The sequence below is a fragment of the Thioclava sp. GXIMD4215 genome (genome assembly GCF_045291555.1).
Taxonomy (GTDB): domain Bacteria; phylum Pseudomonadota; class Alphaproteobacteria; order Rhodobacterales; family Rhodobacteraceae; genus Thioclava; species Thioclava litoralis.
The window spans coordinates 1,802,723-1,815,760 of sequence record NZ_CP149515.1 but is presented as its reverse complement, the minus strand read 5'-3'; the positions used below and the strand labels follow the sequence as shown (position 1 = coordinate 1,815,760).

13 protein-coding genes are annotated in these 13,038 nt (G+C 60.7%); 11 read left to right on the top strand and 2 right to left on the bottom strand.

Annotated elements, in window-relative coordinates:
• Positions 1-71: 71 nt before the first annotated feature.
• On the bottom strand, positions 72-878 hold the full coding sequence (dapB, locus tag WDB86_RS08980) for a 4-hydroxy-tetrahydrodipicolinate reductase (RefSeq protein ID WP_406735725.1): 807 nt from the start codon (positions 876-878) through the stop codon (positions 72-74).
• A gap of 145 nt (positions 879-1,023) precedes the next feature.
• On the opposite strand from dapB, the gene rbfA reads away from it, so the two are divergent.
• The 11 genes from rbfA (at position 1,024) to WDB86_RS08925 (ending at position 12,246) form a co-directional block, all read left to right on the top strand.
• Entirely contained in the window at positions 1,024-1,449 is a 426-nt protein-coding gene (gene rbfA / locus WDB86_RS08975; protein WP_339108810.1) for a 30S ribosome-binding factor RbfA, read from the top strand.
• Positions 1,430-2,203, top strand: coding sequence for a phosphodiester glycosidase family protein (locus WDB86_RS08970; protein WP_406735724.1), 774 nt, complete (start codon positions 1,430-1,432; stop codon positions 2,201-2,203). Before rbfA ends, WDB86_RS08970 begins: the two co-directional genes overlap by 20 nt.
• 88 nt (positions 2,204-2,291) lie before the next feature.
• A complete protein-coding gene (gene truB, locus WDB86_RS08965) occupies positions 2,292-3,194 on the top strand; it encodes a tRNA pseudouridine(55) synthase TruB (RefSeq protein WP_406720166.1) in 903 nt (300 codons plus the stop codon).
• A 53-nt stretch (positions 3,195-3,247) separates the two neighbouring features.
• Entirely contained in the window at positions 3,248-3,766 is a 519-nt protein-coding gene (locus WDB86_RS08960; protein ID WP_339108813.1) for a DUF1643 domain-containing protein, read from the top strand.
• A gap of 105 nt (positions 3,767-3,871) precedes the next feature.
• On the top strand, positions 3,872-4,816 hold the full coding sequence (locus WDB86_RS08955; protein WP_406735723.1) for a calcium-binding protein: 945 nt from the start codon (positions 3,872-3,874) through the stop codon (positions 4,814-4,816).
• Positions 4,817-4,942: 126 nt separating this feature from the next.
• Positions 4,943-5,212: a 30S ribosomal protein S15 gene (gene rpsO / locus WDB86_RS08950; RefSeq protein ID WP_339108815.1), complete on the top strand. Its 270-nt coding sequence runs from the start codon at positions 4,943-4,945 to the stop codon at positions 5,210-5,212.
• A 289-nt stretch (positions 5,213-5,501) separates the two neighbouring features.
• Positions 5,502-6,950, top strand: a complete 1,449-nt coding sequence (putP, locus tag WDB86_RS08945; protein WP_339108816.1) for a sodium/proline symporter PutP — start codon at positions 5,502-5,504, stop codon at positions 6,948-6,950.
• Between the two features lie 287 nt (positions 6,951-7,237).
• Positions 7,238-9,382, top strand: a complete 2,145-nt coding sequence (gene pnp / locus WDB86_RS08940) for a polyribonucleotide nucleotidyltransferase (RefSeq protein WP_339108817.1) — start codon at positions 7,238-7,240, stop codon at positions 9,380-9,382.
• A 228-nt stretch (positions 9,383-9,610) separates the two neighbouring features.
• Positions 9,611-10,612 carry a rhamnan synthesis F family protein gene (locus WDB86_RS08935; RefSeq protein ID WP_406720170.1) on the top strand — a complete coding sequence of 334 codons (1,002 nt, stop codon included), beginning with the start codon at positions 9,611-9,613 and terminating at the stop codon, positions 10,610-10,612.
• A gap of 19 nt (positions 10,613-10,631) precedes the next feature.
• Positions 10,632-11,417: a hypothetical protein gene (locus WDB86_RS08930; RefSeq protein ID WP_406735722.1), complete on the top strand. Its 786-nt coding sequence runs from the start codon at positions 10,632-10,634 to the stop codon at positions 11,415-11,417.
• Positions 11,410-12,246: a glycosyltransferase family 2 protein gene (locus WDB86_RS08925; RefSeq protein ID WP_406735721.1), complete on the top strand. Its 837-nt coding sequence runs from the start codon at positions 11,410-11,412 to the stop codon at positions 12,244-12,246. Before WDB86_RS08930 ends, WDB86_RS08925 begins: the two co-directional genes overlap by 8 nt.
• Positions 12,247-12,306: 60 nt before the next feature.
• Here WDB86_RS08925 and WDB86_RS08920 read toward each other — a convergent pair whose 3' ends face one another.
• Positions 12,307-12,963: a peroxiredoxin gene (locus WDB86_RS08920; protein WP_406720171.1), complete on the bottom strand. Its 657-nt coding sequence runs from the start codon at positions 12,961-12,963 to the stop codon at positions 12,307-12,309.
• Between the last annotated feature and the right edge of the window lie 75 nt (positions 12,964-13,038).

The following is a 13,038-nucleotide window of genomic DNA, read 5'->3' as shown; positions in this document are numbered from 1 at the left end:
CAGATGCGAAACGGGCCTGCTTTGGGTCTCACCATGCGGCAGATTGGCCCGCCTTGCGGTTCGCGTGGGGCTTAAAGCCCCAGCACATCCATCATGTCATATTGACCGGGGTCTTTGTCCTGCCCCCAGAGCGCGGCCTTCACCGCGCCACGGGCAAAGATGCCGCGGTCGGTGGCGATATGGCGCAGCACGATCCGTTCGCCCATGCCGGCAAACAGCACGTCATGTTCGCCCACGATATCGCCGCCACGAATGGCCGAAAACCCGATGGCGCCTTTCTCGCGCGCACCTGTAATGCCGTCGCGCCCCGATTCCTTATGGTCGGCAAGCGTGATGCCACGGCCTTCGGCGGCGGCCTCACCCAACATCAGCGCAGTGCCCGAGGGCGCATCGACCTTGCGGTTATGGTGGGCTTCGATCACCTCGATATCCCAATCCTCATCCAGCGCCTGAGCAACCTTTTTCGTCAACTGGGTCAGCAGGTTGACCCCAAGGCTCATATTGCCTGCGCGCACCTGCACGGCGTGGAAGGCGGCAGGCTTCAGCGCCTCGAGCTGGGCGTCGGTAAAGCCCGTGGTGCCGATCACATGGGTCGCGCGGGCCTGGGCTGCCAGTTCGGCAAATTCCAGCGTGGCTTCGGGCGTGGTGAAATCGATCACCGCCTGCGCCTTGGCAAAGGCCTCAAGCGCATCGTCGGTCACCACGACGCCGTGGCCCAAGCCCATCAGCGCGCCCAGATCGCGGCCGGCCCAGTCATGGCCCGCCCGCACGACCGCGCCCACAAGGCGCGCCTTATCCGACGCCACGACGCTGCGGATCAGCATTTGCCCCATACGGCCCGACGCGCCGGTGATGACGATGCCCGGAAGTTCACCCATGGTTCTCTCTTTCGTTATTGGCCTTTCAGTTGGGCTCTTGCTTATCCTGCGGGCAGGGGCTTGGCAAAGCCTCATGCGACCTTGCGCCGCGCACAGGGGCCACGCGGCCATTGCACGAGACGCGGCAAATGAGTATGTGCGGAGTATGGCAAAGAACCGCTTCACTTCGGCCGAAGGGCCCTCTCAACGGCAGCTCCGCGTGGGCGAGCTGATCCGTCGTGCGTTGTCTGACATCCTGCTGCGCGGCGATGTGCATGATCCCGACCTGTCCGGCGTGTCCGTGACGGTGGGGGAGGTGCGCTGTTCGCCCGATCTCAAAGTCGCGACCGCCTATGTTACCCCTCTGGGCGGCAAGGGCGAGGAAGGCCTGATCAAGGCGCTGGCCCGCAACAAGGGCGAGATCCGCCATATGGTGGGCAAGAGCCTGACCCTGAAATTCACCCCCGATCTGCGGTTCCGTCTGGACGAGACCTATGACCGCATGGATGAAACCCGCCGTTTGTTCTCGGATGAGAAGGTGCAGCGCGATGTGGCCCGTCACGATGACGAAGATGACGAAGATCTGGACTGAACTCGCCTTTCTGGGAGTTCTGGCAATGGGGGCGGGGCCGGTTCTGGCGGCCTCCGATGACCCGTGCCATCGGGTCGAGTTCGACTCGGCCGTCTTTACCGTCTGCGAGGCGGAGGCTGGCGATGATCTGCGGCTGTGGTGGAATGATCCGCAGGGCGCGCTGATCGGCACGCCCGACCGCCTGACCGAGCAGCTCAAGCCGGACGAGGTTCTGGCCTTCGCGATGAATGCGGGCATGTATCATGCGGATCGCCGCCCCGTGGGGCTGTTCGTGGAGCAGGGGCGGGAAGAACGTCCGATTGTGACCTCCGAGGGGCCGGGCAATTTCGGCCTGCTGCCGAACGGGGTTTTCTGCATCGGCGAGGACCGGCTGCAGGTTATCGAATCGCGCAGCTATCGCGACAATCCGCCCGCGTGCAAATACGCGACGCAATCGGGGCCGATGCTGGTGATCGACGGGGCTCTGCATCCGAAGTTTCTGCCCGACAGTGATAGTCTGAACATCCGTAACGGGGTGGGTGTGTCTGCCGATGGCCAGCACGCGTGGTTCGCCATTTCCGAAACGCCGGTGAACTTCCACCTGTTCGCGCGCCTGTTCCGCGACAAGCTGGGCGCACGCAATGCGCTTTATTTCGATGGCAAGATCTCGCGGTTGGTCGATCCGTCGGAAAACCGCGCCGATTTCGGTGTGCCGATGGGGCCGATTGTCGGGCTGGTGCGCGCGGCCAAGCCTGCTGCATCACAGTCTGAATAAGGGCCGGATAGGGGCCGGTTGACCATCCGTCCCCCTTCGGCTAGCAGGACGCCTTGCAAACGGGCGCAAGCGAAGGGCGGACAAGGCAATGGCACGTAAAAAAGGTCGCGATGTTTCGGGCTGGCTGATCATCGACAAGCCTGCGGGGATGACCTCGACATCCGTTGTCAACAAGGTGCGTTGGGCGCTTGGCGCGAAGAAGGCGGGCCATGCGGGCACGCTGGACCCTGCGGCAACGGGGGTTCTGGCCGTGGCCCTGGGCGAGGCCACGAAGACTGTGCCCTATATTACCGATGCCGATAAATGCTACCGTTTTCAGGTGCGTCTTGGGGCGGCCACCAATACCGATGATGCCGAGGGCGAGGTGATCGAGACCTCCGAGACGCGCCCGAGCGATGACGAGATCCGTGCCGCTCTGCCGCAATTCACCGGCGATATCATGCAGGTGCCGCCGCAGTTTTCCGCCGTGAAGGTGGATGGCGAGCGTGCCTATGCCTTGGCCCGTAAGGGCGAGGAGATGGAACTGGCCGCGCGCCCCCTCTGGGTCGAGAGCCTCGAACTGGTCTCGCGCGTGGATGCCGATACGATCGAGCTTGAGATGGTCTGTGGCAAGGGTGGTTATGTGCGCTCGATCGCCCGCGATCTGGGGCAGGCGCTGGGGTGCTTGGGCCATGTGCTCTGGCTCCGGCGCGAATGGTCCGGCCCGTTCGAGGCGGCGCAGGGGGTCAGCCTTGACGAGGTTGACCAGCTTGCCAAGACGCCCGAGCTTGATGCCAAGGTCCTGCCGCTGGAGATCGGTCTGGCCGACCTGCCCGAGCTGAAATGCACACCCGATGGCGCGGTCCGTCTGCGCAATGGCAATCCGGGCATGGTTCTGGCCTCGGCCTGCGAATATGGTGACGAGGCTTGGGTGTCCTATGAGGGCGTGCCCCTGGCCGTGGGGGTCTACAAGGCGGGCGAATTGCACCCGAGCCGCGTGTTCAACCTGTAACCTGACGGGCCGGTGGATCTCCTCCGGCCTTTTCCTTGGCGAGAGGATGCCCCATGATTACGCGTGAATTCCTGAAAGGCGATGCGGCCTCGGTGGCGGTCTATTCCGACGACGAGCAGTATCGTTATCTTCTCACCCGTGTCTGGGACCCCGAGGGGCCGAGGGCGCTGTTTGTCATGCTCAACCCCTCGACCGCGACCGAGGTGCAGAACGACCCGACCGTCGAACGCTGCGAGAGGCGCGCGCGGGTTCTGGGCTTTGGTGCCTTTCGGGTGACCAATATCTTCGCCTATCGCGCGACCGATCCCAAGGTGATGCGCGCCCAGCCCGACCCTGTCGGCCCCGAAAACGACCGTGCCATTCTGGAGAGCCTCGACTGGGTGTCCGGCCCGCAGGACCGTGTGATCTGCGCATGGGGGGCGCATGGCGCGCATCTGGGGCGCGGAGCGGCGGTGGAGGCGCTGCTGCGCGGGGCGGATCGGGCGCTCTATCATCTTGGGTTGACGCAGGCCGGTGCGCCGAAACATCCGCTCTATATCGGTTATGCGCAGCAGCCGGTGCTCTGGGCCTGACTTAACCATCCGTGGATTTTTCATCACCACCGCTTATTTTGCCCTTAGGGAATCTGCGGGTGTTGCTGTAATGTTCTCGCGCGCAGGTGCCGCGAGGAGAATGGGATGTTGTTCTTTACAGGGTTGGTCGGTCTGTTGATGGCCGGTGCAGGGGCGGCTTTTGTGGGCAGTCACCGTTCGGAGGACACGGAGGAGGACCATCTTGCCGCTCCCGAAGCGGACGAGGCTTCGGCCGATGCTGTGGTCGAAGACCAGATCCTGTCCGGCAGTGCGGAGGATGACCATGTCAGCGGGGCCGGGGGCGATGACCAGATCAACGGCTATGGCGGGAATGACAGCCTGTATGGCGGTGCGGGCGACGACCAGCTTTGGGGCAGCGAGGGCGATGACGCCCTTTGGGGCGAGGCGGGAGAGGACACCCTGTCGGGAGAGCGTGGCGATGACAGCCTGCGGGGCGCGGACGGGGCGGATCTTCTGCGTGGCGGGCCGGGGCAGGACACGCTGTCGGGTGAGGCGGGCGAGGATTGTCTGCAGGGCGGCGAAGGCGATGATCTCCTTTCGGGGGGCGCGGGCGATGATGTCCTGCAAGGCGGGGCGGGGCAGGATACGCTGCATGGCGGGGCCGGTGCGGACGAGCTGGATGGCAATGGCGGCGATGATCTTCTGATCGGTGCGTCCGATCCCGAGGAGGATCAGGATGGCGCGGATTATCTGAATGGCGGCACGGGGGCCGACACGCTTGTGGCGGGCAGCGGCGACAGTCTCTCTGGCGGGGAAGATGCGGACAGTTTTGCACTCGGGTCCTGGATTTCAGCCGATCGCCCTGCCGTGATTTCCGATTTCGATGCGCAAGAGGACCGTCTCCTTGTGGTCTATGATCCGGCGCAGTCGCTTTCGCCCAGCCTGACACTGGAAGAGGATGCACAGGGCACATGGGTGACGCTTGACGGCCAGCGCGTGGCGCAGGTGCAGGGGGCAGAGGGGCTCTCGCTGGAAGATCTGCAACTGGTTACCCGTGCTGTTTTCGAACAGCAGACCGGCTTTGGCTGATTGCCCCTTTATTTTTGAGCGGATTCGGTGTAAAGGCGCCCATCGCTTTTGCAAGAGAGCGTGTTTTATGGACCTTGCTGGACGACATCCCGGCTTGTGCCCCCACCCTTAACCAAGGAGATTCCGATGTCGATCACCGTCGAAGACAAGAACGCCCTGATCAAAGAATATGCAACCAAAGAAGGCGACACCGGTTCGCCCGAAGTGCAAGTTGCAATCCTGACCAAGCGTATTGCCAACCTGACCGAGCACTTCAAAACCCACAAGAAGGACAACCACTCGCGTCGTGGCCTTCTGATGCTGGTTGCTCAGCGCCGTAAGCTGCTGGACTACCTGAAGGGCAAAGAAGAAGCACGTTACCAATCGCTCATCGAGCGTCTGGGTATCCGTCGCTAAGCGCCTCGCGCTGGTCTGTAAGGATCGGGACGCCCGCTGGTTTCAGCGGGCGTTTTCTTTTTGCGCGGTCTGGCGAATCATTATGCAAAGATATGCTGAAAATTTTGGCATTTTGACAAAAGTGCAAATCGACCAAATCAGCCCAATATCTGATCATAGTGACCAATGTGAGTGTGCCATATGGTCTATTTGACTTATTTGCATGATCTAGCTGTGTGTTATGTCTTTTTTCTTCGTTTTTTGGCTGGTCCGTGCAAGAGACCCGTAACGAAAAACAGAGGGGGAATTGATGAGTATCGGTATCTGGATCAGTCTCATCGCCTATTTTGCATTGATGCTGGGCATCGGCGTTTACGCATGGCGTAAATCCACATCGAATTCCGAAGAGTATATGCTGGGTGGCCGTGATCTGCCGCCGTCGGTTGCGGCCCTGTCGGCGGGCGCTTCGGATATGAGCGGCTGGCTCCTGCTGGGGTTGCCGGGCGCACTTTACGCATCGGGTCTGGTCGAAGCCTGGATCGGCATCGGCCTGTTCATCGGGGCGCTGTTCAACTGGATCATCGTGGCACCGCGCCTGCGCGAGCAGACCGAGCGCTATTCCAACAGCCTGACCATTCCGGCTTTCCTTGCCAACCGCTTCCCGACCCATGCCACCGCGCTGCGCATGGTGTCCGCGATCATCATCGTGGTGTTCTTTGCGGTCTATACGGCGTCGGGCCTGGTCGGCGGCGGCAAGCTTTATGCCAGCGCCTTCGGCGGTGACTATATGGTGGGCGTGTGCATCACGCTGGGCATCGTTCTGGTCTATACGGTCATCGGTGGCTTCCTTGCCGTGTCGCTGACCGACTTCGTGCAGGGCTTCATCATGATGCTGGCGCTGATCATCATGCCTGCCGTGATCCTGTATATGGGGCAGGGCAATGGCGTTGATCAGGCTGCGGCACGCTTGTCGGATATGCAGGAGGGCTATCTGTCGATGACGCATGGCCTGACCGCGATTGGCTGGCTCTCGGCGATGGCATGGGGGCTGGGCTATTTCGGCCAGCCGCATATCATCGTGCGGTTCATGGCTGTGCGCTCGGTCGCGGATGTACCGAAGGCCCGTAATATCGGCATGGGCTGGATGGCAATCTCGCTGCTGGGGGCGATCGGCGTGGGGATCTTCGGTCGCGCCTATGTAGAGCGCAACGGCATCACCGTTGATGACCCCGAGACCATCTTCATCCTGCTGTCGAACCTGCTGTTCCATCCGCTGGTCACCGGCTTCCTCTACGCAGCCCTTCTGGCGGCGATCATGTCGACCGTGTCCTCGCAGCTTCTGGTTTCGGCCTCGTCGATCTCGGAAGATTTCTACCGCATCGTGCTCAATCGTACCGCCTCCGACCGCGCTCTGGTGAATGTCGGGCGTCTGGCGACGGTTCTTGTCGGCGCGGTCGCGATCTGGATCGCCCGTGATCCGGGCTCCGAAGTGCTGGGGCTTGTGTCCAATGCCTGGGCCGGTTTCGGTGCGGCCTTTGGCCCGCTGGTGATCCTTGCGCTGACTTGGCCGCGCATGAACGGGGCAGGCGCGCTGGCCGGTCTGGTTGTCGGTGCCGGAACGGTGATCTTCTGGATCTATTCGGGTCTGGCGGCGTCGACCGGTCTTTACGAGATCATTCCGGGGTTTGTGGCGGCTTTCGTTGCTATTGTCGTGGTGACGCTGATCACACGGGATGCCGGCGAATACCGCGCAAAATAAGGCGCGACACAGAAAAAGGAAAAGGCCGCGGCATTTGCTGCGGCTTTTTTCATTGGGGCAATGTTTCACGGGGAACGTTGGCAGCCGCCTTTCCCGAAGAGCGGCAGAGGGCATGCAAGGATTGCTTTTCATAAGCCGCATTTTCCTGTATGAGGCGAGGCATCTGAGACGTGACGCCCGAGCCCCCGGGGCACATGCACAGGATAGAGGGGCGGCGGCAATGGGGCCGCCATGCAAACGGGAGCCCACGGGATACGCCTGTGAGGTTTCCAGACAGGATACGCTGAATGTTCAACGTTACGAAAAAATCCATCCAGTGGGGCGAAGAGACCCTGACGCTGGAAACCGGCAAGGTGGCACGTCAGGCCGACGGAACCGTGATCGCCACGCTGGGCGAAACCTCGGTCATGGCCAATGTGACCTTCGCCAAGGCACCGAAGCCGGGTCAAGATTTCTTCCCGCTTACGGTTCACTACCAAGAGAAATATTATGCAGCCGGTAAGATCCCGGGTGGCTTCTTCAAACGCGAAGCACGCCCGACGGAAAAAGAGACGCTGACCGCGCGTCTGATCGACCGTCCCTGCCGCCCGCTGTTCGTTCCGGGCTTCAAGCATGAAGTTCTGGTCATGTGCACCGTGCTCAGCCACGATCTGGTCAACGAGCCCGATATCGTCGCGATGATCGCGGCCTCGGCGGCTCTGACCATCTCGGGCGTGCCCTTCATGGGCCCGATCGCAGCGGCCCGTGTTGGCTTCGTGGATGGGGAATATATCCTCAACCCCGAATGCGAGGACATGACCCAACTGCGCAACAACCCCGAGCAGCGCCTCGATCTGGTTGTCGCAGGCACCAAAGACGCCGTTATGATGGTGGAATCCGAAGCTTACGAGCTGTCGGAAGAAGAAATGCTCGGCGCGGTCAAGTTTGGCCATGACGCGATGCAGCCGGTTCTGGACCTGATCATCGATCTGGCCGAAGCCTGCGCGAAAGAGCCCTTCGACTTCGTTCCGCCGAATTATGACGAGCTTTATGGCAAGGTCAAAGCGGCTGGCGAGACCCAGATGCGCGCCGCCTTCGCGATCAAGGACAAGCAAGAGCGTTCGAATGCGATCTCTGCTGCCGTGACCGCAATTAAAGAAGCGCTGTCGGAAGAAGATCGCGAAGACGCGAATCTCGGTTCGGCGATCAAGAAGCTGGAATCGGGCATCCTGCGCGGTGACATCATCAATGGTGGCGCCCGTATCGACGGTCGTGACAAAACCACCGTGCGTCCGATCACCTCGGAAGTGGGCATCCTGCCGCGCACCCACGGTTCGGCTCTGTTCACCCGTGGCGAGACCCAAGGTCTGGTCGTGACCACGCTGGGCACCGGCGATGACGAGCAGATCATCGACGCGCTGGAAGGCAACTACCGCTCGAACTTCCTGCTGCACTATAACTTCCCTCCCTATTCGGTGGGCGAAGTTGGCCGTGTGGGCTCGCCGGGCCGTCGTGAAATCGGTCACGGCAAGCTGGCATGGCGCGCGCTGCAAGCGGTGCTGCCGGCAGCAACCGACTTCCCCTATACCATCCGCGTTGTCTCCGAGATCACCGAATCGAACGGGTCTTCCTCGATGGCTTCGGTCTGCGGCGGCTCGCTGTCGATGATGGATGCGGGCGTTCCGCTGAAAGCTCCGGTGGCAGGCGTTGCGATGGGTCTGATCCTTGAAGACGACGGTCGCTATGCGGTGCTCACCGACATCTTGGGTGACGAAGACCACCTTGGCGATATGGACTTCAAAGTGGCGGGTACCGAGAACGGCATCACCTCGCTGCAGATGGACATCAAGGTTGCAGGCATCACCCCCGCGATCATGGAGCAGGCTCTGGCGCAGGCCAAAGACGGCCGTATGACCATTCTGGGCGAGATGAACAAGGCGCTGTCCGCGGGCCGCACCGAGTTCTCCGAGCACGCACCGCGCATCGAAACGATGCAGATCCCGACCGACAAGATCCGTGAAGTGATCGGCTCGGGCGGTAAGGTCATCCGCGAGATCGTGGAAACCTCGGGCGCGAAGGTCGACATCAATGACGACGGCATCATCAAGATCGCCTCGGCCAATGGTGAAGCCATCAAGAAGGCCTATGACATGATCTATTCGATCGTGGCAGAGCCGGAAGAAGGCAAGATCTACACCGGTAAAGTCGTGAAGCTCGTCGATTTCGGCGCCTTCGTGAACTTCTTCGGCAAGCGTGACGGCCTCGTCCACGTGTCGCAGATCGCCAACAAGCGCCTGAACCACCCCTCGGATATCCTCAAAGAGGGTCAAGAGGTGAAGGTCAAACTGCTGGGCTTCGACGATCGCGGCAAGGTGCGCCTTGGCATGAAGATGGTCGACCAAGAAACCGGCGAAGAAATCGCGCCGGAGAAAAAAGAAGAAAAAGCAGACTGATCTGCGCTTTTCGATGATTGTGAGGGGCGTGGTTCATGCCCCTCATTTACTATTTCAGGCCCTTTGCCCCGCGCGCTTTCGTGCAATGGCCTGTGGAGCAGGACAGTGACGCAGACATCCTATTTGCCGCCCAAGAAAACCCCCTCGGAAAAATTTGTTCGTGAAATAAAACGGCTCGGGCGTCAGATTTATTTCAAGTTCATGCCCTACTGGGGGCATGTGACGCGCATGATCTGTGATTTGCAGCGCAGTCGTAAGGTTCATGTGATCGAAGGGCAGCAGGTCGCAACGCAGGATGTGGTCGTTTTGCTGGTCTATCAGCCTAAAGGCATTCTGGCGTCGACCTATTGGCAACTCGACTGGCTGGCCAAGCAGGGGCTGTCGGTGGTTCTGGTCTCGAATACCAAGATCTCCGATGCCGATAAGGCAAAGCTTTCCCCGCTGACCCGTCTCATCGTGGAGCGCCCGAATATCGGCTATGATTTTGGTGGCTATCGCGAGGGCGTCTTGCAGGTTCTCGACCGCAAGATGGCCCCGCGCAACCTCTATGTCATGAATGACAGTATGTGGTTCCCGCTTTCGGAAGACTCCGATGTGATCGACCAAAGCCGTGCTGCGCCCGAAGATGTCTGGGGGTTGTTTGTCGATCTGGACTGGCGGCACCGGAAGGCGGGAAACCATCACCGGACCCATGTGCAGTCCTATTTCTTCCGCTTCTCGCAGAAGGTTGTGCAGGACCCGCGATTTGACCGGTATTGGCGCAAGATGTCGATCGTTAATGACAAGCGCCTTGTGATCAAGATGCGCGAGTTGAAACTTGCCAACCATTTTGCGGATCTCGGTTTCAGCGTTGGCGGGTTGCATAGCTGGGCAGAGGTGCGCGATTTCCTGATCAATCTCGACGATGAAGAGATGATGGACGCGATCTTGCGCCTGCAATGCAGCGTGAAGCGCCATGATGCGCGGATTATCCAGCCGCTTCTCGAGCGGGGGGATATGACCGCGCTTCAGATCCGTGATGCGCTGAGCGACAAGATCGAGGCAACCAATCTTTTTGTCTTTTCTACGGCGCTGCATCCCTATGTGATGCGGTCTCTGGGCTTTCCTTTCCTGAAAAAACAGCGGGTGGCTGAAATGATCGGGGCACGGGCCAAGATCCTTGAACTGGGGCTGGAAGCCGAGTTTCCGCCCGCAATCCGCGATGAGGTCGCGGTCTGGGACAAGAACTGAAATCTCTAGGGAGAGCGGGATGACCGATCCGGTGCTGATCCTCACCATGAAATGGGGCACGCTCTATGGTCCCGAATATGTCAACCGGCTGGCGGCGGGGGTGCGGCAGCATCTGGGCCGCCCGCACCGGTTCATCTGCTTTACCGATGATGCCTCGGGGCTGGACAGCCGGATCGAGGCGTTGCCTTTGCCCGAGTTGGGCTTGGCGAAGGGCAAGACCGACACCCGTTGGCGCAAGCTGGCGCTGTTTCGCGAGGATCTGGCGGGGCTATCGGGGACGGCGCTGTTTCTCGACCTTGATCAGGTGATCGTGGGGCCGCTCGATGCGTTTTTCGAGCTGGACGGCCCCTTCCGCATCATCCGCGACGATGATCTTTTCCGGCACAAGCCCCTGCGCAAGGTGAATGCCGAACGCGATGCCTTCCTGCATTCGGTCGGCAACAGCTCGGTCTTCCGTTACGAAATCGGCGCGCATGGCTATATCCTTGACGCCTATCTGGCCGATCCCGAGGCCGCGACCCGTGATTACGAGATCAGCCAGCAGTTCCAGTCGGCGCAACTGGCAAAGCATGGTCATCTGGCCTATTGGCCCAAGGGCTGGTGCGTGAGTTTCAAGAATGATTGCGTGCCGCGCGGGCTGAAAAGCTATCTGGCCGATCCCACGCTGCCGGAGGGCGCCAAGATCGTCTGTTTCGCGGGCAATCCCAAAATGACCGATGCGCTGAACGGGCGGGGCGGGAAATGGTATCGCCGGATCGGGGATGTCTCTTGGCTGAAACAGGCATGGGAGGCCCCGAATGGCTGAGCCGAACTGGTTTCGCTATCTGAAATGGCGCAGGCGCGTGGCCAAGGCACGGCGCGAGGTTCTGTCTCGCAAGGGGCAGGGCATGCCGCATGGGCTGGCGGGGCGCCTGATCGTGTCGCTGACCAGCTATCCGCCACGTTTCGGCTCGCTGGAGATCACGCTGCGCTCGATCCTGACGCAGAGCGTTGCTCCTGACGAGGTTATCTTGTGGCTGGAACCCGGCCATGAAGAACAACTGCCGCCTGCCATCCGTGCCTTGCCGGGACTGAGTATCCGCAGCCATGAGTTCCTGCGCTCGTATATGAAGATCATCCCGACGCTTCTGGCCTATCCGGAGGCGACCATCGTGACCTTCGATGACGATGTCTATTACCCTCGCGACTGGCTGGAGCGGCTGGTCGAGGCCGCCAAGGCGTCTCCGCGCCAGATTATGGTGCACCGCGCCCATCGGTTTACGGTTAGGGACGGGCAGCCTCTGCCCTATGGCGCGTGGCAAAAGAATATCTCGGAAACGGAAAGCGCCGCGGATGTGTTTCTGACGGGGGTGCATGGGGTGCTTTACCCGCCCCATAGCCTGTATAAGGATGTGACGCGCAAAGAGCTGTTCATGACGCTCGCGCCGATGGCCGATGATGTCTGGCTTTACTGGATGGCACGGATGCAGGGCACGCTGATCCGGCATGTCGGGGGGCGGACGCGGATCATCGAATGGCCGGGCTCGCAGGAGGTCAGCCTGAAGTCCTTCAATATCAACGAAGAGACGCGGGGCAATGATCAGGCAATCGCGGGCATGATGGGCCATTACGGCCTGCCCGAGCCGCGCAGTTGAGCCAAGACCATAAAAAAGCCCGCATATCGATGCGGGCTTTTTTAAATCATGTGCCGTGTTTCAGTTCTGCTGTTTTGCGAAACGCAGATAGGGCAGCTTGATATCCAGATCGCCGTATTTCGCCTTGGCATCGTCATCCGACACCGAAAGCGCCACGATCACGTCCTGCCCCGGCACCCAGTTTGCGGGGGTGGCAAACGGCACGCCATCGGTTGCCCGAACAGCATCCAGCGCGCGCAGGATCTCGGCGAAGTTGCGGCCCACCGACATCGGGTAGGTCATCGTCAGGCGGACCTTCTTGTCCGGCCCGATGATATAGACGGTACGCACGGTCGCGGTATTGGCGGGGGTGCGGTTGGCTTCGGGCAGATAGAAATCTGCGGGCAGCATGTCATAGGCTTTCGACACATTGAGCGAGGTGTCGTCGATGATCGGGAAACCGGCTTTCGCGCCCGAGAAGGACTCGATGTCGTTTTTCCATTTCACATGCTCTTCGACCGTGTCCACCGACACACCGATAACCTTGGTGTTCCGCTTGGCCCATTCATCGGCCAACTGTGCGACAGCGCCGAATTCGGTGGTGCAAACAGGGGTGAAGTCACGCGGATGCGAGAACAGCACGACATAGCCATCGCCGATGTAATCGTGAAACTTGATCTCGCCTTCGGTCGAAGGCGCGGTGAAATCGGGGGCGATATCGTTGATGCGCAGTCCCATAGAGTCCTCCATCTGAAATCTCTGCCCCAGATATAGGCGCAGCCTCCGGCTTTGCCCAGCCTGTGCCATTGAATT

What these genes read in the sequence shown, in the direction of transcription:
- WDB86_RS08960 (WP_339108813.1), top strand. Translation starts at nt 3,248, where the DNA reads ATGATTACGCGTGAATTCCTGAAAGGCGATGCGGCCTCGGTGGCGGTC.
- WDB86_RS08920 (WP_406720171.1), bottom strand. Translation starts at nt 12,963, where the DNA reads ATGGGACTGCGCATCAACGATATCGCCCCCGATTTCACCGCGCCTTCG.
- rpsO (WP_339108815.1), top strand. Translation starts at nt 4,943, where the DNA reads ATGTCGATCACCGTCGAAGACAAGAACGCCCTGATCAAAGAATATGCA.
- truB (WP_406720166.1), top strand. Translation starts at nt 2,292, where the DNA reads ATGGCACGTAAAAAAGGTCGCGATGTTTCGGGCTGGCTGATCATCGAC.
- WDB86_RS08955 (WP_406735723.1), top strand. Translation starts at nt 3,872, where the DNA reads ATGTTGTTCTTTACAGGGTTGGTCGGTCTGTTGATGGCCGGTGCAGGG.
- WDB86_RS08925 (WP_406735721.1), top strand. Translation starts at nt 11,410, where the DNA reads ATGGCTGAGCCGAACTGGTTTCGCTATCTGAAATGGCGCAGGCGCGTG.
- WDB86_RS08970 (WP_406735724.1), top strand. Translation starts at nt 1,430, where the DNA reads ATGACGAAGATCTGGACTGAACTCGCCTTTCTGGGAGTTCTGGCAATG.
- dapB (WP_406735725.1), bottom strand. Translation starts at nt 878, where the DNA reads ATGGGTGAACTTCCGGGCATCGTCATCACCGGCGCGTCGGGCCGTATG.
- pnp (WP_339108817.1), top strand. Translation starts at nt 7,238, where the DNA reads ATGTTCAACGTTACGAAAAAATCCATCCAGTGGGGCGAAGAGACCCTG.
- WDB86_RS08930 (WP_406735722.1), top strand. Translation starts at nt 10,632, where the DNA reads ATGACCGATCCGGTGCTGATCCTCACCATGAAATGGGGCACGCTCTAT.
- WDB86_RS08935 (WP_406720170.1), top strand. Translation starts at nt 9,611, where the DNA reads ATGATCTGTGATTTGCAGCGCAGTCGTAAGGTTCATGTGATCGAAGGG.
- putP (WP_339108816.1), top strand. Translation starts at nt 5,502, where the DNA reads ATGAGTATCGGTATCTGGATCAGTCTCATCGCCTATTTTGCATTGATG.
- rbfA (WP_339108810.1), top strand. Translation starts at nt 1,024, where the DNA reads ATGGCAAAGAACCGCTTCACTTCGGCCGAAGGGCCCTCTCAACGGCAG.